The sequence below is a fragment of the Citrobacter sedlakii genome, assembly GCF_018128425.1.
GTDB classification, from domain to species: Bacteria; Pseudomonadota; Gammaproteobacteria; order Enterobacterales; family Enterobacteriaceae; genus Citrobacter_A; species Citrobacter_A sedlakii.
The window spans coordinates 1,372,056-1,392,676 of the sequence record NZ_CP071070.1; the positions used below are offsets into that span (position 1 = coordinate 1,372,056).

The 20,621-nt window shown below is 54.7% G+C and carries 14 protein-coding genes and 1 pseudogene; 8 read left to right on the forward strand and 7 right to left on the reverse strand.

Annotation, left to right across the window (positions count from 1 at the left end; all coding sequences use genetic code 11):
• Positions 1–341: 341 nt before the first annotated feature.
• The gene (locus JY391_RS06520; RefSeq protein ID WP_211935425.1) at positions 342–2,582 is read left to right on the forward strand and encodes a bifunctional diguanylate cyclase/phosphodiesterase; all 2,241 of its coding nucleotides are present in this window, start codon (positions 342–344) and stop codon (positions 2,580–2,582) included.
• Positions 2,583–2,589: 7 nt separating this feature from the next.
• On the opposite strand, the gene ppx is transcribed toward JY391_RS06520, so the two are convergent.
• The 4 genes from ppx to purM form a co-directional block, all read right to left on the reverse strand.
• Entirely contained in the window at positions 2,590–4,131 is a 1,542-nt protein-coding gene (gene ppx / locus JY391_RS06525; RefSeq protein ID WP_042290934.1) for an exopolyphosphatase, read from the reverse strand.
• A 4-nt stretch (positions 4,132–4,135) separates the two neighbouring features.
• Positions 4,136–6,202 carry a polyphosphate kinase 1 gene (gene ppk1, locus JY391_RS06530; protein WP_211935426.1) on the reverse strand — a complete coding sequence of 689 codons (2,067 nt, stop codon included), beginning with the start codon at positions 6,200–6,202 and terminating at the stop codon, positions 4,136–4,138.
• Positions 6,203–6,419: 217 nt separating this feature from the next.
• A complete protein-coding gene (purN, locus tag JY391_RS06535; RefSeq protein ID WP_042290932.1) occupies positions 6,420–7,058 on the reverse strand; it encodes a phosphoribosylglycinamide formyltransferase in 639 nt (212 codons plus the stop codon).
• Positions 7,058–8,095, reverse strand: a complete 1,038-nt coding sequence (gene purM / locus JY391_RS06540) for a phosphoribosylformylglycinamidine cyclo-ligase (RefSeq protein ID WP_060570601.1) — start codon at positions 8,093–8,095, stop codon at positions 7,058–7,060. Before purM ends, purN begins: the two co-directional genes overlap by 1 nt.
• A 264-nt stretch (positions 8,096–8,359) precedes the next feature.
• Between purM and JY391_RS06545 the strand changes: the two genes are divergently transcribed.
• The 4 genes from JY391_RS06545 to JY391_RS06560 all read left to right on the forward strand — a co-directional run bounded on the left by JY391_RS06545 (position 8,360) and on the right by JY391_RS06560 (position 12,778).
• Positions 8,360–9,790, forward strand: coding sequence for a 6-phospho-beta-glucosidase (locus JY391_RS06545; RefSeq protein WP_211935427.1), 1,431 nt, complete (start codon positions 8,360–8,362; stop codon positions 9,788–9,790).
• Between the two features lie 181 nt (positions 9,791–9,971).
• Positions 9,972–10,598, forward strand: a complete 627-nt coding sequence (gene upp / locus JY391_RS06550) for a uracil phosphoribosyltransferase (protein ID WP_003037929.1) — start codon at positions 9,972–9,974, stop codon at positions 10,596–10,598.
• Between the two features lie 94 nt (positions 10,599–10,692).
• Positions 10,693–11,982, forward strand: a complete 1,290-nt coding sequence (gene uraA, locus JY391_RS06555) for a uracil permease (protein ID WP_060570515.1) — start codon at positions 10,693–10,695, stop codon at positions 11,980–11,982.
• A gap of 94 nt (positions 11,983–12,076) precedes the next feature.
• Positions 12,077–12,778, forward strand: a complete 702-nt coding sequence (locus JY391_RS06560) for a DnaA inactivator Hda (protein WP_211935781.1) — start codon at positions 12,077–12,079, stop codon at positions 12,776–12,778.
• A gap of 142 nt (positions 12,779–12,920) precedes the next feature.
• On the opposite strand, the gene ttrR is transcribed toward JY391_RS06560, so the two are convergent.
• Both ttrR and ttrS read right to left on the reverse strand, forming a co-directional pair.
• Entirely contained in the window at positions 12,921–13,523 is a 603-nt protein-coding gene (gene ttrR / locus JY391_RS06565) for a tetrathionate respiration response regulator TtrR (protein ID WP_211935428.1), read from the reverse strand.
• Positions 13,498–15,270 (reverse strand): tetrathionate respiration histidine kinase TtrS, encoded by a 1,773-nt coding sequence (gene ttrS / locus JY391_RS06570; protein WP_211935429.1) that lies wholly within the window; start codon positions 15,268–15,270, stop codon positions 13,498–13,500. Before ttrS ends, ttrR begins: the two co-directional genes overlap by 26 nt.
• A gap of 179 nt (positions 15,271–15,449) precedes the next feature.
• On the opposite strand from ttrS, the gene ttrB reads away from it, so the two are divergent.
• Genes ttrB through ttrA form a run of 3 tightly spaced genes read left to right on the forward strand, consistent with a single transcriptional unit; the run spans position 15,450 to position 20,258 of the window.
• Positions 15,450–16,178, forward strand: a complete 729-nt coding sequence (ttrB, locus tag JY391_RS06575; protein WP_211935430.1) for a tetrathionate reductase subunit TtrB — start codon at positions 15,450–15,452, stop codon at positions 16,176–16,178.
• Positions 16,178–17,200 carry a tetrathionate reductase subunit TtrC gene (ttrC, locus tag JY391_RS06580; protein WP_211935782.1) on the forward strand — a complete coding sequence of 341 codons (1,023 nt, stop codon included), beginning with the start codon at positions 16,178–16,180 and terminating at the stop codon, positions 17,198–17,200. The genes ttrB and ttrC overlap by 1 nt, the downstream gene beginning before the upstream one ends.
• Positions 17,193–20,258, forward strand: coding sequence for a tetrathionate reductase subunit TtrA (gene ttrA / locus JY391_RS06585; protein ID WP_211935431.1), 3,066 nt, complete (start codon positions 17,193–17,195; stop codon positions 20,256–20,258). The genes ttrC and ttrA overlap by 8 nt, the downstream gene beginning before the upstream one ends.
• A 105-nt stretch (positions 20,259–20,363) precedes the next feature.
• On the opposite strand, the pseudogene JY391_RS24040 reads toward ttrA, so the two are convergent.
• Positions 20,364–20,513 (reverse strand): annotated as a pseudogene (locus JY391_RS24040) (Rpn family recombination-promoting nuclease/putative transposase); the annotation flags it as partial.
• Positions 20,514–20,621 lie beyond the last annotated feature (108 nt).

A 20,621-nucleotide genomic window follows, 5' to 3' on the forward strand; every position in this document is an offset into this window, starting at 1 on the left:
GTTCCTTAAGAGATGCCCCTGCGGGCGATAAGCACATTAAGGCATACTGCGCCGCAATGGTCAATTCATGACGTTGTAAAAATGCGTTAGCTTGTTCATGGGTGGTTGTTATGGAAGTTAATAATCTTATTTACATTAATAATATATAAATGATAACACGTCGGAATAAAGGTAATAATTAATTAATGGCGGTGAAATTATTTGATGTATGTCAAAATTTGCTTTCCGCTGGCAACTAAAATCGTTGCCTCACGTGATGATCTTTTCATCGCCTTTTTGCGGTCAGGGGGGATGCCTGTCTGATAAAACCCATCGGGAGTCGGGGTTTCTGCTGAGCATCTATGAGACTGAATAAAAATTATATTGCAATCAGAGATAAGTGGTGGGGGCTTCCTCTGGTTTTGCCGTGTTTAATGCTGCCATTAGTGAGCCACGTCAATACTTATGCGCATATGGCTTCCGGGGATGTGGTGCTTTTATATCTTCCGTTAGCATTAATGATGAGCATGATGCACTTTTTCAGTTGGGCGGCATTACCAGGAATTATTCTTGCCATCTTTTTACGCAAATATCCGCAGGTGGGGCTGGCTGAAACGCTACCGGTAATCGCCCATTTCCTCATCGCTATCGTCCTCAGTTGGGGCGGCTATCGCGTCTTTAATCCGCGTCGGAATTGCGTCTCACACGGCGAGCCGCGACTGGTGTTCCAGCGAATTTTCTGGCAGGTATTTTGCTCCGCTACGCTGTTTCTTGTGCTTTTTCAGTTTGCGGCGTTTGTCGGAATGTATGAAAGCCGACTGAATCTGATGGGCGTCACCCCGTTTAACATCAATGCATTAATTAACTATCAGGGGATCCTGGTCGGAAATTTAATTGGCGTCCCGTTTTTCTATTTTCTCCTTCGCGTGATTCGTAACCCGCTTCATTTACGCGGCTATTATTCCCAGTTAAAACTGCAGTTTGATGCAAAAGCCTCGAAGAAAGAGGTCGCCTTATGGTTATTAATCCTCATTGTATTAATGTCCTTGCTATGTATGCCCCTGAATGTAAATAGCTCAATATTCAGCACAAATTATACAATGTCATTATTACTGCCGGTTATGCTCTGGGGCGCGATGCGCTATGGCTATCGCTTCATCTCTCTGCTTTGGGCGCCCGTGCTGATTATTGCGATCCATAATTACCAGAGTTATACCCCCTATTATTCTGGTTATGATGTCCAACTGGCGATCACGTCGTCGAGCTTTCTGGTTTTTTCATTTATCGTCAATTACATGGCGGTATTGGCCACGCGTCAGCGGGTTGTCAACAGCCGCGCGCGCAGGCTGGCTTTCCTCGATCCCGTTGTTCATCTGCCCAATCTCCGCGCGCTCAATCGCGCCCTGAAAAATGCCCCATGGTCCGCGCTCTGTTTTCTGCATGTTCCTGAGCTCGAAGTGCTGGTGAAGAATTATGGCATTATGCTGCGGATTCAGTATAAGCAGCAGCTTTCACACTGGATAAATGAAAAGCTGTCGCCGGATGAAAACGTCTACCAAATGTCTGGCCCGGACCTGCTGCTGCGCTTAAACACCGAATCACACCAGCAGCGTATTGATCACCTGGACGAGCATATCAAACGGTTTCGCTTTATCTGGGACGGTATGACCTTCCAGCCGCAGGTGGGCATGAGCTACTGCTACGTGCGGTCTCCGGTGAACCATATTTATCTGCTGCTTGGCGAACTTAGTACCATTGCTGAACTGTCGATTATGACCAACACGCCGGAGAATCTGGAGCGTCGTGGGGCTGTGAATTTGCAGCGCAATGTGAAAGATAAAGTGGCGATGATGAATCGCCTGCAGCACGCGCTCGAACACGATCGCTTCTGCCTGATGGCGCAACCTATCGAAGGCCTGCGTGGCGATGTCTACCATGAGATCCTGCTGCGGTTGAAAGACCGTGACGGCGGACTGATCTCGCCAGAGGTATTTTTGCCCGTTGCGCATGAGTTCGGTCTGGCCTCGCGAATCGATCTCTGGGTCATCGAACATACCTTACGCTTTATGGCCGATAATCGTGCAGAGATGCCCGCGCGCCGTTTTGCCCTGAATCTTTCGGCTCCGTCAATTTGTCGGGCGAAGTTTTCACTGGAAGTCAGCAAGCTACTGAGCAAATACCAGATCGAGGCGTGGCAGTTGATCTTCGAAGTCACCGAAAGCTACGCGCTGCTGAATGCCGAGCAGGCGCAGGTAACGCTGCATAATCTGCAACAGCTGGGCTGTCAAATTGCGATCGACGATTTCGGTACCGGCTATGCCAGCTATGCCCGGCTGAAAAATATCAGCGCCAACATTTTAAAAATTGACGGGAGTTTTATCCGCAATATGGTATCGAACAGCCTCGACTACCAGATTGTGGCTTCTATCTGCCATCTGGCGCGCATGAAGAAAATGCAGGTGGTGGCGGAATTTGTTGAAAGCGAGGAGATCCGCAGCGCGGTCGCCTCGCTGGGTATTGACTATATGCAGGGATATTTAATCGGCGAACCCCAACCGCTAAGGGACATACTGAAAGCGCAGGTGCCGGTTACCGGCACCTGAGCGGCCTTCAGGCGGCGATTTCCGGTGAACGTTCTTCCTCTATTTTCAGACGCCAGCCGGTGACCGCTTCCCAGTATTGCTGCTCTTTTTCCAGATCGAGCAGCACCAGCGCGTTCTGGCTGAACCAGTCATAAGGAAAACGGAGCGTCCAGTGGCTGTCGTCCGTGATGAGCGTCAGCGTCGGGGGCGTAGTCGTGGCCTGGCGCTGATTGTTCAGCAGAACGCCAAGGCGCAGCAACTGGATTAGCGGCAGGTATTGCTTCTTCTTGAACAGCGTAAAGCGCGGCAGATCGTCAAGCTTGATCGCTTTGCGGTGATAGCGAACCAGCGTCGCCATCATGGTTTGCTGCTCCTGATTAAAGCCGGGTAAATCACTGTTTTGCAGAATATACGCTGAATGGCGATGCAGGCCGCTGTGATTGATATTCAGGCCTACCTCGTGCAGCATCGCGGCCCATCTCAGCAGCGCTTCCAACTGCGGATGGGCCAGTTTTGGCTGCTGCGCCTGCCACTGATCGTACATCTGCATGGTGGTATCCAGTACGCGTCTGGCCTGATCGCTGTCAATATTGTACTGATTCGCCAGGCTACTGGCGGTACGGCTACGGACGTCCTGGTGGCGAAAGCGGCCTTCCATTTCGTACAGGACGCCTTCACGCAGCGCGCCGTCGGAGAGGCGAAGCTCGCGGATGGCCAGCGCATCAAAGACACCGCAAAGAATCGCCAGACCCGGCACAAACACCGCTTTTCGCTCCTCGGATAAACCCGGCAAGCTCAGGGCGTCGAAATTGCGATAGTGCAGTATCTCTGTCACCAGACGGTCCAGACGTTCCGGGGTAATAAAACCGTCTTTTTCCCCCAATTCCAGCAGCACTTCATGTGCGGCTTTAATGGTGCCGGAGGCGCCCAGCGCGACGTTCCAGCCCTGAATGCGAAACTGCCAGGTTAAGGTTTCGAGCTTTTGCGCCGCCGCCATTCTGGCGCGCTGGAAGTTTTCCGGGTTGATCGCGCCGCCGGGAAAATAAAGCTGCGCAAAGCTGACGCACCCCATACGACGGCTTTCAACCAGCTTTGGCTCGAAGTTTTCGCCGATCACCAGTTCCGTTGAGCCGCCGCCGATGTCGATCACCAGCTTACGCCCCTTTTCGGGCTGCGTGTGCTCAACGCCCATAAAAATCAGGCGCGCTTCTTCGTTACCGGAGATGATCTCAATAGGGTAGGGGATAACCTTTTCCGCACGCTTGAGAAAGTCAGTGGCGTTCAACGCCTGACGCAGCGTGTGCGTCCCCACAATACAGACGCTGGAGGGCGAAAACCCCTGCAGACGTTCGGCAAACAGCGACAGACAGCTTAGCCCGCGCTCCATGGCTTCTTCACTCAGCCGGTTATCCGGGCCGAGGCCGTCAGCCAGATGGACACGCTGCTTCAGACGGCCAATTATCTGCATTGCGCCATCCACCACACGGGCAATGACCATGTGAAAACTGTTTGAGCCGAGGTCGACTGCCGCAAACTCCTGCGGTCGTGGGGACTTATCATGTATTGGCATAGCGTTAGTCTGGTTGCTCGAGTGATTTGATGTAGTCATAAATCGCCAGTTGCGCCTGTACTTTGCGGCGATTCCCGCGCGGCACGTAGCGATTACTCAGTTCTTTGTCGATATAGCGGGCTTTTACCGTGTCGCTGAACAGGATGTCAATAATATCCAGTACTCGTTGCTTCAGGCGTGGATCAAGCAGCGGCGTCGCTACCTCAATGCGGTAGTCGATATTACGCGTCATCCAGTCCGCGGAGGAGAGGTACACCTGCTTATTACCGCCATTTTCAAAGATGTAAACCCGGTCATGTTCCAGATAGCGGTCAACAATGCTGATGACGCGAATATTGTCGCTGATGCCTGGAAGAAAAGGAATCAGCGAACACATTCCGCGAACCAGCAGATTTACCGTCACGCCGGAACTGGACGCCGCATACAGGCGGTCAACCAGCCCTTTGTCGACCAAATTATTCAGCTTCAGGGTGATGCCGGAAGGGCGTCCCTGCTGAGCGTTGGCGATTTCACGGTCAATCATTTCATACAGCAGGCGACGCGAGTTCTGTGGCGAAACCAGCAGATAATCAAACGTTACCGGACGGTACGGGTTCTCAATAAAGTTAAACACCCGGCGCACTTCGTTGGTGATCCGCGCATCGGCGGTCAGCAGCGAATAGTCGGTATACAGGCGCGCGGTTTTTTCGTTGAAGTTACCGGTGCCGATATGCGCGTAGCGCACCACGTCGTCGCCTTCTTTACGCGAAATAAGAAACAGCTTGGCGTGAATTTTTAAGCCCGGCGCGGAGAAGATCACATGTACGCCCGCTTCCGTCAGGCGCTTCGCCCAATGAATGTTGGCTTCTTCATCAAAGCGCGCCTGTAGCTCCACCACCACCGTGACTTTTTTGCCGTTGTGGGCAGCATGGATCATTGAGTCGATAATCCGTGAATCTTTCGCCACGCGATAGATGTTAATTTTGATGGCCAGTACGCTCGGGTCGAAGGAGGCCTGACGCAACAGCTCCAGAACGTGCTCAAAGGTGTGATACGGATAGTAGAGCAGCACATCGCGTTCACGGATGGCGTCAAAGCCATTACGAAACTTCTCATTATCAAACCAGATATGGCGCAGGCGCGGCAGCGGTTTATTCACCAGATTCGCTTTGCCGACATTCGGGAAGTTAATGAAATCTTTGAAGTTGTGGTAACGCCCCCCGGGCACGATGGAGTCATAACGCGAGATGGTCAGTTTTTCCCGCAGCACTTCGACCAGCGCGTTGGGCATGTCGCGCTGATAAACAAAACGCACCGGTTCAGCGGTCAAACGCTGTTTGAGGCTGGAGGACATCAGCTCCATCAGGCTGGATTCCATCTCGTGCACCAGATCGTATTCGGCGTCGCGGGTCATCTTCATCGAATAAGCGTTCAGGGCGTCGTAATCAAAAAAGCCTTTGAAGATGTCGTCCAGGCAGTAGCGCAGAATGTTGTCCAGCAGGATCATCGGTTTGCGGCGTCGCGGGGCTTCCGGCGGCAGGTTGACGAAGCGCGGCACTTTGTCCGATGGAATTTCCAGCAGCGCGTAGCGTATCGAATCACCACGAATGATCTCCACCGCAAGGTAGGTGTAATCATCTTTCAGAAACTGAACGAGATCCGTTTCGCGGTTGATCAAAATGGGGGTGATATGCTGGCGCAGGTATTGTTTAAAGTAGTGGCGCAGCCAGCTTTGCTGATTCACCGACAGTTGGCGTTCGTTAATCAGGAAGATCTGGTTGCGCGCCATCTCCAGCAACAGTTCGTTATAAAGACCATCAAATTCCTGATCGGCTTTTAACACACGGGACTGGATCTTGCCTAACAGATGGCGAGAATGCGAATTTGAACCCTGTTCTTCGCTAATGATAATGCGGCGCTTCAACTCGGCGAAACGCACTTTATAGAACTCATCAAGGTTATTGGAATAGATGCCTAAGAAACGCATCCTTTCGATTAGCGGGTTAGATTTATCCGACGCTTCCTGGAGCACGCGTTCGTTAAACGCTAACCAGCTCAGCTCTTTCTCGATGTATAGCTTTTCCTGACCCATTAATACTTATACTCCGTTTGATTCACGGGACACGACCTGATCATTATGGCGAGCAATGCTCTCAGATGTCCAACTGTGCCAGAAAAGTATGACAATAAACTGTTTGATAACATAAAGGCGGGAAGAAAAGTAGGCCGGAGAGGGTATTTTGCCGCTATCCGGCGAACGGACGCGTCAGGGCCAGAAGACGGCGCTTCTGGCCTGTGAAGGGACCGAATTAATCGTCAGCCGCATAGCCCTGCGGCGGCAAACGTTGACCATCCAGCCACGCGGCGTTGTCATGCATCTTCAGACGGCCTTCGACGAACCAGCTCACAACCAGGGGATAAATGGCATGTTCCTGGGCCTGAACGCGCGCGGTGATTTCGTCTTCGTCGTCTCCCTCAAAGACGGGCACTTTCGCCTGTAAAATGACCGGGCCGCCATCAAGCTCATCGGTGACAAAGTGCACCGACGTGCCGTGTTCCTCGTCGCCATTTTCCAGCGCCTGGCGGTGGGTATGCAGGCCGGGATATTTGGGCAACAGGGAAGGGTGAATATTCAGCAGACGTCCGTGATAATGAGCGACAAAGGCTGGGCTAAGAATGCGCATAAAACCGGCCAGCACCACCACATCAGGCGCATACGCGTCGATCTCAAGGGTCAGCTCCCGGTCAAACGCTTCACGGCTGGCGAACTGATCGGCCGTCAGCGTATGCACAGGAATGTTCGCTTTTCTGGCGCGTTCAAGGCCGAACGCATCGGCCTTGTTGCTGAATACTGCGCGAAGGGTGCCGTTGATTTTCTTCTCTTTGCAGGCATCAATGATCGCCTGCAAATTGCTTCCGTTGCCGGAAATAAGCACCACAATATTCATTATTCAATAACCACACGCTGTTCGGAATCAGAAGCGTTGATGATACCGATTTTCCACGCGTTTTCACCCTTTGCTTTCAGCAATGCCAGCGCATTGTCCACTTCGCTTGCCGGAAGGGCGATCACCATACCGACGCCGCAGTTAAAGGTACGGTACATTTCGTGCTGGCTAACATTACCGGCGTTTTGCAACCAGTTGAACACGGCAGGCCACTGCCATGAAGATTCGTCGATCACCGCCTGAGTGTTGTCCGGCAGGACGCGTGGAATATTTTCCCAGAAACCGCCGCCGGTGAGGTGGGCGATGGCGTGCACGTCGACGTTCTCGATCAGCGCCAGGATCGATTTCACGTAGATACGGGTCGGCGCAAGCAGATGATCGGCCAGCGGCTTACCGTCAAGCTCGGTGGTTTCCGGGTCGCAGCCGCTAACCTCAACGATTTTGCGCACCAGCGAGTAGCCGTTAGAGTGCGGGCCGCTGGATCCCAGCGCAATCAGCACATCGCCGTCGGCAACTTTAGAACCGTCGATGATTTCTGATTTTTCCACCACCCCGACGCAGAAGCCCGCGACGTCATAGTCTTCACCGTGGTACATCCCTGGCATTTCAGCGGTTTCCCCTCCGACCAGCGCGCAGCCGGACTGCAGACAACCTTCCGCAATGCCCTGAATGACGCTGGCTGCGGTGTCCACGTCCAGTTTCCCGGTAGCATAATAGTCGAGGAAAAACAGCGGCTCAGCGCCCTGAACCACCAGGTCGTTCACGCACATCGCCACCAGGTCAATCCCGATGGTATCGTGACGCTTAAGATCCATTGCCAGACGCAGTTTGGTCCCTACGCCGTCAGTGCCGGAAACCAGTACCGGTTCACGATATTTTTGCGGCAACGCGCACAGCGCACCGAAGCCACCCAGACCCCCCATTACTTCCGGGCGGCGGGTTTTCTTCACTACGCCTTTGATTCGATCGACCAGAGCATTGCCCGCGTCAATATCAACACCGGCATCTTTGTAGCTAAGAGAGGTTTTATCGGTCACTGCCTGGTTCCCCACGTTATTTCTTGCGGTAAAAGGAAAATTCGGCGCAATTCTAACAGGGAAAGCAAACGTTTGCGAGCCTGCGTTGCATCCGATTTTATGTGTTGATTTTTGCTGCGATTTTCTCGTACGGCGCCGTTTTTATGACCTGCGCCACGAAAATGAAACCGGGTACATTTCGTTGCTTGAATGCGCGGCTAAGTTTGCCCAGTATCGTACTGAAACCGGTTTCTGTTTTGCTAATGCGAATTAACGAGGGAATCTATGTCGGGATTTAAAGCGAATTTCATGTGGGGTGGGGCGGTCGCGGCGCATCAACTGGAGGGCGGCTGGCAGGAAGGCGGAAAGGGAATCAGCGTGGCCGATGTGATGACCGCGGGCGCGCACGGCGTCGCGCGGGAAATCACCGACGGCGTGCTGCCAGGCAAAAATTATCCCAATCACCACGCCATTGACTTTTACCACCGCTACAAAGAGGACATAAAACTGTTCGCGGAAATGGGCTTCAGGTGTTTCCGCACGTCCATTGCCTGGACACGTATTTTTCCGCAGGGAGACGAAACCCAGCCCAATGAAGCGGGGTTGCAATTTTATGACGACCTCTTTGACGAGTGTCTGAAATACGGCATTGAACCGGTGATCACCTTGTCGCATTTCGAGATGCCGTACCATCTGGTGACAGAATACGGCGGCTGGCGCAACCGTAAGCTCATCGACTTTTTCGTGCGCTTTGCGAAGGTGGCGTTTACGCGCTATCAGCATAAAGTGAAATACTGGATGACGTTTAACGAGATTAACAACCAGGCGAATTATCATGAAGACTTCGCGCCGTTTACTAACTCCGGGTTGAAATACCAGCCTGGCGAAGATCGCGAACCGATAATGTACCAGGCGGCGCACTACGAGTTGGTAGCCAGTGCGCTGGCGGTGAAAGCCGCCCGCGAAATCAACCCGGCGCTACAGGTCGGCTGCATGATCGCCATGTGCCCCATATACCCGCTGACCTGTGCGCCGGACGACATGATGATGGCGATGAACGCCATGCACCGCCGCTACTGGTTTACCGACGTCCACGTACGCGGTAAATACCCGCAGCACATCCTTAACTATTTCGAACGCCGCGGCTTCGCGCTGGATATCACCGACGCCGATCGCGCCGCGTTGTCTGAGGGCTGCGTTGATTACATTGGCTTTAGCTATTACATGTCGTTTACCACCAAAGCGACGGAGGATAATCCACAGCTTGACTATGACGAAACGAAGCATCTGGTCGCCAACCCCTACGTGCAGAAGTCGGACTGGGGGGGGCAGATCGATCCCGTCGGCCTGCGCTATTCGTTGAACTGGTTCTGGGACCACTATCAGCTGCCGCTGTTTATCGTTGAGAACGGCTTCGGCGCCATTGACGTTCAGCAGCCTGACGGATCGGTGGACGACAGTTACCGTATTGACTACCTGGCCGCGCACATCCGCGAAATGAAAAAAGCGGTGGTGGAGGATGGCGTGGATCTGATGGGGTACACGCCATGGGGATGCATCGATCTGGTTTCCGCTGGCACGGGCGAAATGAAAAAACGCTATGGCTTCATCTACGTCGACAAAAATAATGACGGGAGCGGCACATTGGCCCGGCAGCCTAAAAAATCTTTCGCCTGGTATCAGCAGGTGATTAAAAGCAACGGTGAAACGCTCTGATTTCAGCGACTTGACCCGCCGCCCCGCGCAGAATGCGGGGCGTGTTTTATACTCATCAGCCAAAGGTAAATAACTTTGCTTGATCCAGGTCATGCATACGTTATGTTGCGCCCAGGAGGAAAAGCGGTATAATCCGGCGATTTTTTTGTGGTTGCCACTCGTCTGAGGAAAGGAGAAGAGTATGAAGATCGTGGAAGTCAAACACCCACTCGTCAAACACAAGCTGGGTCTGATGCGTGAAAACGACATCAGCACCAAACGCTTTCGTGAACTCGCCTCGGAAGTAGGCAGTCTGCTGACCTACGAAGCGACTGCGGGCCTGGAAACCGAAAAGGTGACCATTGAAGGCTGGAATGGCCCGGTTGAAGTCGACCAGATTAAAGGGAAAAAAATTACCGTCGTGCCTATCCTGCGCGCAGGTCTGGGGATGATGGAAGGGGTACTGGAAAACGTACCAAGCGCGCGTATCAGCGTGGTCGGGATGTACCGCAACGAAGAAACCCTGGAGCCGGTTCCTTATTTCCAGAAGCTGGTGTCCAACATTGACGAACGTATGGCGCTGATCGTTGATCCGATGCTGGCGACCGGTGGTTCCGTTATCGCCACCATCGATCTGCTGAAAAAAGCCGGTTGCAGCAGCATCAAGGTGCTGGTGCTGGTTGCCGCGCCGGAAGGCATTGCCGCGCTGGAAAAAGCGCACCCGGACGTGGAATTGTACACCGCGTCGATCGACCAAGGATTGAACGAGCACGGATACATTATTCCGGGGCTTGGCGATGCCGGTGATAAGATCTTTGGGACGAAATAAGTGAATCATTAAATATCAGCCGACTTTAAGAGTCGGCTTTTTTTTGAATAAAACAACTCAACTGCTAATAACAAAACACACAGAGGAAAACACTATGACGCGCCGTGCTATCGGGGTAAGTGAAAGACCGCCGCTTTTACAGACAATCCCGCTTAGTTTGCAACACCTGTTCGCCATGTTTGGCGCAACCGTGCTGGTGCCCGTTCTGTTTCATATTAACCCGGCCACCGTTCTGCTGTTTAACGGCATCGGTACGCTGCTCTATTTGTTTATCTGTAAAGGGAAAATCCCGGCTTATTTAGGGTCGAGCTTTGCCTTTATCTCCCCGGTGCTGCTCCTGCTGCCGTTAGGCTATGAGGTGGCGCTGGGCGGCTTTATTATGTGCGGCGTGCTGTTCTGCCTCGTCTCTTTCATCGTGAAGAAGGCAGGCACTGGCTGGCTGGACGTGATGTTTCCTCCTGCTGCGATGGGCGCCATTGTTGCCGTTATCGGTCTGGAACTGGCGGGGGTCGCTGCTGGCATGGCCGGACTGCTGCCGGCGGAAGGTCAGTCCGCGGATGCGAAGACCATTATTATCTCCATGGTGACGCTGGCGGTGACCGTGTTCGGTTCTGTACTGTTCCGCGGCTTTATGGCGATTATCCCGATCCTCATTGGCGTGCTGGCGGGCTATGCGCTTTCCTTCGCGATGGGCGTTGTCGATACCACACCGATCGCCGAGGCGCACTGGTTTGCGCTGCCGACATTCTACACCCCGCGTTTCGAGTGGTTCGCTATTCTGACCATTCTGCCAGCGGCGCTGGTGGTGATTGCTGAACACGTCGGGCACCTGGTGGTTACGGCGAATATCGTTAAAAAAGATCTGGTACGCGATCCGGGTTTGCATCGCTCTATGTTCGCTAACGGTTTATCAACGGTGATCTCCGGCTTCTTCGGCTCTACACCGAACACCACCTACGGCGAAAATATTGGCGTCATGGCAATTACCCGCGTGTACAGCACCTGGGTGATTGGCGGCGCGGCGATCTTCGCTATTCTGCTCTCCTGCGTAGGCAAACTCGCAGCGGCTATCCAGATCATTCCGCTACCGGTGATGGGTGGGGTATCCCTGTTGCTGTATGGGGTAATCGGCGCGTCCGGTATCCGCGTGCTGATTGAATCGAAGGTGGATTACAACAAAGCGCAGAACCTGATCCTGACCTCCGTTATTCTGATCATTGGCGTCAGTGGCGCGAAGGTTCACATTGGCGCCGCTGAACTGAAAGGCATGGCGCTGGCCACCATCGTCGGGATTGGCCTGAGTCTGATCTTCAAGTTAATCTCAGTATTGCGTCCGGAAGAAGTGGTACTGGATGCGAAAGACGCGGATACGCCGCAGCAGTAACGCAGAAACCGGGCAGGGACGCTGCCCGGTTCTATCACAGCGGAATTCTGTGTTAAACTCATCGCGATTTAATGAAATCTGGGTTGAGGTATCTCTGAACACACCGGCACAGCTCTCCTTGCCACTTTATCTTCCTGACGACGAAACTTTCGCAAGTTTCTGGCCGGGGGATAACGCCTCTTTACTGGCCGCACTGCAAAACGTGTTGCGTCAGGAGCATAGCGGATACATTTATCTCTGGTCGCGTGAAGGCGCGGGCCGCAGTCATTTATTGCATGCCGCCTGCGCGGAACTGTCGCAGCGCGGCGACGCGGTCGGCTATGTGCCGCTGGACAAGCGCACCTGGTTTGTTCCGGAGGTGCTCGACGGGATGGAACAGCTTTCGCTGGTCTGTATCGACAACATCGAATGTGTCGCCGGCGATGCGCTGTGGGAAATGGCGATTTTCGATCTCTACAACCGCATCCTCGAGTCTGGAAAAACGCGTCTGCTGATCACCGGCGATCGTCCGCCACGTCAGCTTAATCTCGGCTTGCCCGATCTGGCCTCGCGGCTGGACTGGGGGCAAATTTACAAGCTTCAGCCTCTGTCGGATGAAGACAAACTTCAGGCGCTTCAGCTGCGCGCCCGGCTACGTGGCTTTGAGCTACCCGAAGACGTGGGGCGCTTTTTACTTAAACGGCTGGATCGCGAAATGCGTACGCTGTTTATGACGCTGGACCAGCTCGATCATGCCTCGATTACCGCCCAGCGTAAGCTGACGATTCCGTTCGTCAAAGAGATCCTCAAGCTTTAACCGCAGACTGCTCTGGGTCTGTCTGATGTAATTCTGCTTCGCTGACGCCCTGGAACAACCCTTTGCGTGCTGGGCACAATATAGTTATTATTCGCGCCAATCAGCGCCGTCATCATGTAATTCAAATAAATAACTCACGGCACTATTCAACGATACGCGTTTCTTTCAATTGTTGCCATTTGTTGACCAGTTCCGCCAGATTTGCCACCTGCATTTTTTCCATCGCTCTGGCGCGATGTACTTCTACCGTGCGTACCGCGATGTTCATCACCTGTGCGATCTCGCGGTTCGTCAGTCCTTTAACGACGAAACCAGCTAACTCACATTCTTTTACTGTAAGTGTGCGGTAACAGGTGACGATCTGTTGTCGGGCAACAGCCTGTTCCGATACGACCAGCGCACGCTCCAGCGCCGTTTGCAGCGGTCTGGCGCTGACCGGTTTTTGCAGAAAGTCTACCGCACCCTGTTTCATCTGCTCGACGGCCATCGGCACGTCGCCATGTCCGGTCAGAAACACCACTGCCAGCGTACTTTCGCGCTGGCGTAACACCGCATGGACATGCTTACCGTCCATGACAGGCATTCGCATATCCAGCAACAGTACGCCCGTCTGATACAAATCGGCCTGCTCAAGAAAAACAGTCCCTTCCTCCCAGCACGTGATCGGATAACCCAGGCTCTCCAGAAGAAAGGCGCAGGCATCAGTGACCGCCACATCATCATCCAGTAAATGGATTATCGCCATTTCCGCTCCTGTCCTCCTGTTGAGTAAAATCCAGTACAACCGCCACGCCAGGCTGCCCGTCAGGCGCGGTTTGATTTCGCAGGTTAATCTCTCCCTGACCGTAACGCACCATCCGCTGACAAATCACCAGCCCCAGTCCCATCCCCTCTTTCCGACTGGTTTTGAAGGGCTGAAACGCTTGATACAATAAGGCATCGTTGATACCGCCGCCATTATCCTGCAACATCACGCACACACCCTGTGCTGACGCTGAGGCATCAATCCATAACGTGGTGGCACCCGCCTGCGCCGCGTTGAGGATCAGATTAGCCAGCACCTGCTCCAGCAAAATCGGCGGCAACAAAATCGTCAACGCGCGATCGATATTGCTGTGCAAGGTTAACATCGGAAACTGCTGTGCCATGCGCAACAGTTGCCAGACATTCTGAACCGCCTCGTGGATGCTGATGTTCTCCCACTCTTCCGTGCGGATCGGGCTCCCCTGAGCCTGATTCACCCAGCGTAGCAGATTACGCAGCGTTTCAGCCCCGCGCTGCGCCTGCCGATCTATATGCTCGAGCGCAGGCAATAACGCGTGCGTCGGATCCTGAGACTGCAGGCGAATCAGGCTGCCCTGCGCGTAATGGCGAATTGCCGACAGCGGTTGATTCAGTTCGTGCGCGAATCCGGAGGTCATTTCGCCGAGAACGCTCATCTGCCTGGCCGTTTCCAGCGCCTGCTCCTGCTGGCGCAACTGGACGCTGTTGCGTTCAAGTTGTATTCCACGGCGACGAACCAGCAGCATCACCCAGATGTAGTTCAGGGTCAGCAAAAGCAGGATCAGCGCAGCCCCCCCCATCAGCCACTGATGTTGTATCAACCAGCTCTTCACATCCAGCCATAAGCGTCGCTGCTGTGGATGCTGCTGTACGTCGCGCAGTAATGCCTCCACCTGGCTGGTCGATGCCGGCGCGCCCCAATGGAACGCGGAGGTGTCAGGTGCAGCCAGCAGCGCGCGGGTGACGCGATCGACCAGCGCATCACTGACCGCAGGCAACGCGGCAAACGACCAGTCAGGATAGAGCGGCGTACTGGCTAAACAGGTAATATTTCCGGGACGGTTGAGCACCGCGACAAAATCGGTTTTATCAACCAGCCTCTCTTCGTCCATTTTTTCCAGCAGGCAGACCGGAACAATCACCGCCTGCACCGCGTTTTCACGGAGTAAATAAAGAAGCGCATCGGCTGGAAAACCAGTAAAACGCAGGTTGAGGTCGCGCTCCGGGCGTAGGCCGGCATCGCTCAACGCTTTATATCCCAGCAGGTAGCCGCCGAACGCCTGAGGGTCAATGGCCCCCACTGTTTTACCGATCAGATCGTGCACGCCGGTGATACCGCTGTCGCGCCGGGCAAGGATAGCACTGCCAATGACGTTCCCCGTGCCGCGCGCAGAACGCAGAGACGCCAACCAGCGCAGCGGTGAATGGCTGTTCAGTTGCACAAACTGTGCCGGGTTGGTCACCACAAATTGCACGCTTGCGTCGTTTACCGCTGCCTGCATCTGGTGCAGATCCAGCGGCAGAATGTGGAACCGTTCTCCGGGAATCTGCTGATTAAGCTGTGTTTCCAGCGCCTGCCAGTGGTTACGGGTGGAAACCTCTCCACGCATCGCCAGAATCCCGATATTCCATGAGCCGGCCAGCGAAGCGCCGCTGAACATTAAGACCGACGCCAGCAGCGTCAGCCTCATCACCTTTTTACCTCTCACACCCTTATCCCCGCTGATTATGTTGTTTTAGATCAACAATCCGTCGGGTATGTGGTTAACCACAATAGAGCTGCCCCCGCCACGATTTTTACACTGTAAATCATCGACATTATTTATTCATCACACGCAACCCAATGGCGTGACAAATGTTTCGCTGTTGCCTTGAGACGGGAGAAAAAATGGACAGCAGTAAACGGCAGTTTCTCCAGCAACTGGGCGTCCTGACCGCAGGCGCGTCACTGGTTCCACTGGCGCAGGCGAAATTTTCTTTTTCACCTGAACGCCACGGCGGTTCCACACAGCAGCGTTACGCTATGCTTGTCGATCTTCGCCGCTGCATCGGCTGTCAGGCCTGCACCGTCAGTTGTGCGATTGAAAACCAGACGCCGCAGGGCGAGTTCCGTACTCATGTGAATCAGTATCAGGTCCAGGTGGCGGATGAGGTGACCAATGTGCTGTTACCGCGTCTGTGCAACCACTGCGACAATCCGCCCTGCGTACCGGTTTGTCCGGTTCAGGCCACCTTTCAACGCGAAGACGGTATCGTCGTGGTCGATAACACCCGCTGCGTCGGTTGTGCCTACTGCGTGCAGGCGTGTCCTTATGACGCCCGTTTTATCAATCATGAAACGCAGACCGCCGATAAATGTACGTTTTGCATCCATCGCTTAGAGGCCGGACTTCTCCCCGCCTGCGTGGAGTCCTGTGTTGGCGGCGCGCGCATCATCGGTGATATCCGCGATCCGCAAAGTCGTATTTCGCAATTAATCCGCACCCATCACGACACCATTAAGGTGTTGAAACCGGAAAACAATACCGTGCCCCATGTTTTCTATCTGGGACTGGATGAGGCGTTTGTCACCCCGTTGATGGGCCGCACACAACCCGCACTCTGGCAGGAGGTCTGATAATGTCACCCTTAATCATTGAAGAGGTGCTGGCCCGTCCACAGGCGGTGAGTTGGCTTCCCTGGGCAGTACAGTATTTCTTTTTCATCGGCATTGCCGCCTGCGGGGCGCTGTTTGGCGCCGTCCTGCACTGGGGGAAAAAGGATAATCCCGCGCTGGAAAGCCTGACGCTGCTGATTACGCTGACCTGCGCAATCACCGCACCGCTGGCGCTAACCGCCGATCTCCATCAGACCGCCCGTGTCTGGCATTTTTATGCGTACCCCACGCCATGGTCATGGATGCCGTGGGGCGCCCTGTTTTTGCCGCTGTTTACCGCGTTCCTCGGACTCTGGTTTCTGGCACAGGTTTACAGGCAACTTACTGGTAAAAGTTACACCGTCATAAAATGGTTCGCGTATGCCAGCGCGCTGGCCGCGATAGGGTTGTTGCTCTATACCGGGAGGGAAGTCTCCGTGGTGCAGGCTCGCCCCGTCTGGTTCAGTTATGCTTTTGTGCTGGTGATGTTCCTGAGCGCGCTACAAACCTTTTTAGCGCTGTTAATCGTCGGGCTGCGCGATGATTTTCCCACGCAAAAGCGTCTCGCGCTCGGACAAATGCTGACACTGCTCGCCCTTGCTGCCGTCATTATTTTCTGGGGCTGCGGCGATACGCTTTCCGGTATGGCAATCCGCCAGTGGCTGGCAATCTCCGCATCGGCACGCCATTACGCCTCTGGTTGGCTGGCATTCTGGCTGATCTCACTGCTGTTTAGCGTTATCGCTCTGCGCCGTCTGCTGTCATTGCCTCTGCGTAGCCTGCTGGCGTTGAGCGCGATGGCGCTGTGCTGGCTCATGCGCTGGACGCTGCTGATTCAGGGGCAGACGCTGCCGAAATTCAACGCCCAGTTCAACCCATACGCCCTGCCTGCCGGAACCGACGGGTGGCTTGCCATCCTCGGCACCTTCGGCCTGTGGATAGCGCTGCTCATTATTATTCGCGAAAGTGTGAACGGACTCGCAAGGAGACTGCAACATGGCTAATTTAACCCGTCGTCAGTGGCTAAAAGTCGGCCTGGCCGTCGGTGGTATGGCGACGTTCGCCCTCAGCTATCGTGACGTCGCGAAGCGCGCCATTGACGGCTTGATCAACGGCACCTCGGGTAAAATCACCCGCGACCACATCACAGGTAACGCGCTGATCCCGGAAGCCAACGCGCACCCGCGCTGGCAGCAGAATCCGCAGCAAACTATAGCCATGACCCAATGTTTCGGCTGCTGGACACAGTGCGGCGTCAGGGTACGCGTTGATCAACAAACCAACCGGGTGCTACGTATTGCCGGCAACCCATATCATCCGCTTTCTCATGAGCATCATATTGACGCGTCAGTGCCATTCAGCACGGCGATGGCGCAACTGGCGGGCGAGAACGGCCTTGATGCTCGCTCGACGGCCTGCGCCAGGGGCGCGTCGCAACTGGAAGGTCTGTACAGCCCGTTGCGTATTCTCGAGCCGATGAAACGCGTCGGTAAACGCGGCGAAGGCAAATGGCAGCGCATCAGCTTTGAACAATTGATCAATGAAGTGGTGGAAGGCGGCGACCTGTTTGGCGAGGGGCACGTTGATGGCCTGCGCGCCATTTACGCCCCGTCGACCCCCATTGATCCGCAACATCCGGGGTTTGGTCCTAAATCCAACCAGCTTCTGGTCACCAACACCAGCGACGATGGGCGAGATTCATTTTTACGCCGCTTCGCTCTCAACAGTTTCGGTAGCAAGAACTTTGGCGCGCATGGCTCCTATTGTGGACTGGCCTATCGCGCAGGTTCCGGCGCGCTGATGGGTGATCTCGATAAAAACACCCACGTAAAGCCCGACTGGGATAACGTCGAGTTCGCGCTGTTTATGGGCACCTCGCCCGCACAGTCGGGAAACCCGTTTAAACGCCAGGCCAGACAGCTTTCCAGTGCGCGCCTGCGCGATGATTTCAGCTATGTAGTCGTCGCCCCGGCGCTGCCATTAACCACCGTGTTGGCTGACGATCACGGTCACTGGTTACCTGTGATCCCCGGCAGCGACTCTGCGCTGGCGATGGCAATGATCCGCTGGATTATCGAAAATCAACGCTACAACGCCGATTATCTGGCGCTGCCCGGCGCAGAGGCCATGCAACACGCTGACGAGAAGAGCTGGACCAACGCCACGCATCTGGTGATTGCCGACGATCTTCCCGGGCTGGCTGGACAGCACTTAACACGTCGCCATCTGGACCCTTCCGCAGCTAATGATCCGCTGGTCGTAAATGAACACAACGAGCTGGTCCCCGCCAGTGATTGCCTGCACGCCGCGCTGTTTGCCACGCGCCGGGTCACGCTAGCCGACGGACGTAGCCTGACGGTGAAAAGCAGCTTCCAGTGTCTGAAAGAATCGGCGGAAAAAATGACGCTCGCACAGTACAGCCTGCAATGCGGTGTAGCTGAGGACAAAATCATCGCGCTGGCGGATGCCTTTACCCGTCACGGACGTAAAGCGGCGGTCGTCACCCACGGCGGCATGATGGCTGGAAATGGTTTCTATAATGCGTGGGCGGTAATGATGCTGAACGCGCTGATTGGCAACCTCTCTCTGGAAGGCGGCGTCTTTGTCGGCGGCGGAAAATTCAACGGCGCAACGGACGGCCCACGCTACAACATGGCGAGTTTTCCGGGAAAAGTGAAACCTAAAGGGCTGAGCATCGCGCGAAGCAAAACGGCGTATGAATCTTCGGAAGAGTACCGTGACAAGGAAGCCGCCGGGCGTTCCCCTTTTCCAGCCAAAGCACCGTGGTATCCGTTTGTCGCCGGTCAACTGACTGAGTTGCTGAGTTCCGCGCTGGAGGGGTATCCTTACCCGCTGAAAGCGTGGATCTCCAACATGACCAATCCCTTGTATGGCATACCCGGTTTGCGCGCGGTGGCCGAAGAAAAACTGAAAGATCCGGCACGGTTGCCGCTGTTTATTGCCATCGACGCGTATATGAACGAGACAACGGCCCTTGCGGATTACATCGTACCGGACACGCATAATTTCGAAAGCTGGGGATTCAGTGCGCCGTGGGCTGGCGTCGCCAGTAAAGCCACCACCGCTCGCTGGCCGATTGTTACTGCTGCCACCGCCACAACCGCCGACGGTCAGCCGGTTTCGATGGAGGCATTCTGTATCGCGGTGGCAAAGCAGCTGCATCTGCCGGGGTTTGGCGACAATGCGATTTCCGACAGCGCAGGGAACCATTATCCGCTCAACCGTGCAGAAGACTACTATCTGCGTGTTGCCGCCAATATCGCGTTTATGGGGAAAGCTCCGGTCGCCGAAGCAGTGACGGAAGACATTGAACTCACAGGCGTCCGCCGCATTATGCCTGTCATTCAACAGACGCTAAAAACGGAGGAAGTCCGTCGGGTGGCGTTTATCTATTCACGTGGCGGTCGGTTCGCGTCGGATAAGAGTGGTCGGGCCGAAAACCGGGTCGGTAACGCGTGGGAAAAACCGCTACAAATCTGGAATGCCGAGGTTGCCGCTCATCGTCATGCTATCACCGGCGAGCGCTACAGCGGCTGTCCGGCGTGGTATCCGGCAAGACTGTCTGACGGACGTTCGGTGGACGAACTGTTCCCGCTGGCACAGTGGCCGCTCAAACTTATCTCGTTTAAGTCCAATACTATGGCCAGTGCATCTACGGTGATCCCACGTTTGCGCCACGTTAAACCAGTCAATCTAGTGGCGTTGAACCCGCAGGACGGGCAGCGCTTCGGGCTTTCACATGGCGACACGGTGCGGATCACCACGCCGGGTGGACAGGTTGAGGCGCAAATCAGTTTGCTGCACGGCGTAATGCCTGGAGTCATCGCGATCGAGCACGGCTATGGACACCGGGAGATGGGCGGCGCGCAACACACGCTGGACGGTGAACCGCTGCCTTTTGATACGAAAGTGAAATCGGGGATTAACATGAACGACCTGGGATTTGCCGATCCGACTCGAAAAGTAAGTAACACCTGGCTGGACTGGGTGTCCGGCGCCGCGGTCCGTCAGGGGCTGCCAGCGAGAATTGAGCGGGTCTAACACAAGCGCCGGATGGCAACGCTCGCGCGTTTTACCCGGCCTACAGGACATCGTAGGCCGGGTAAGGCGAAGCCGTCTCCCGGCAAAAACGGATCAGTTATTCACCGGAATGACCGTAACGTCTACAAGCGGAAAAGCGCTGCTGTAGAGTTTGCCTGCCAGCGCCGGATGGAGTACGGATGCGGGCTACGCTATACCCGTATAGAACAGCACCGGTATCACCAGCGGCAGTTTTTTATGCCCTGCCTCCAGGTGAATGAGATGAACGCATCCCAACTATTTGATAGCGGCTAAGGATTCTACAGGTTAGGTGGGGATCCCCGCAGATTTCCGGCATCATAGTGCCTGGTTCGGAAGCCCTGA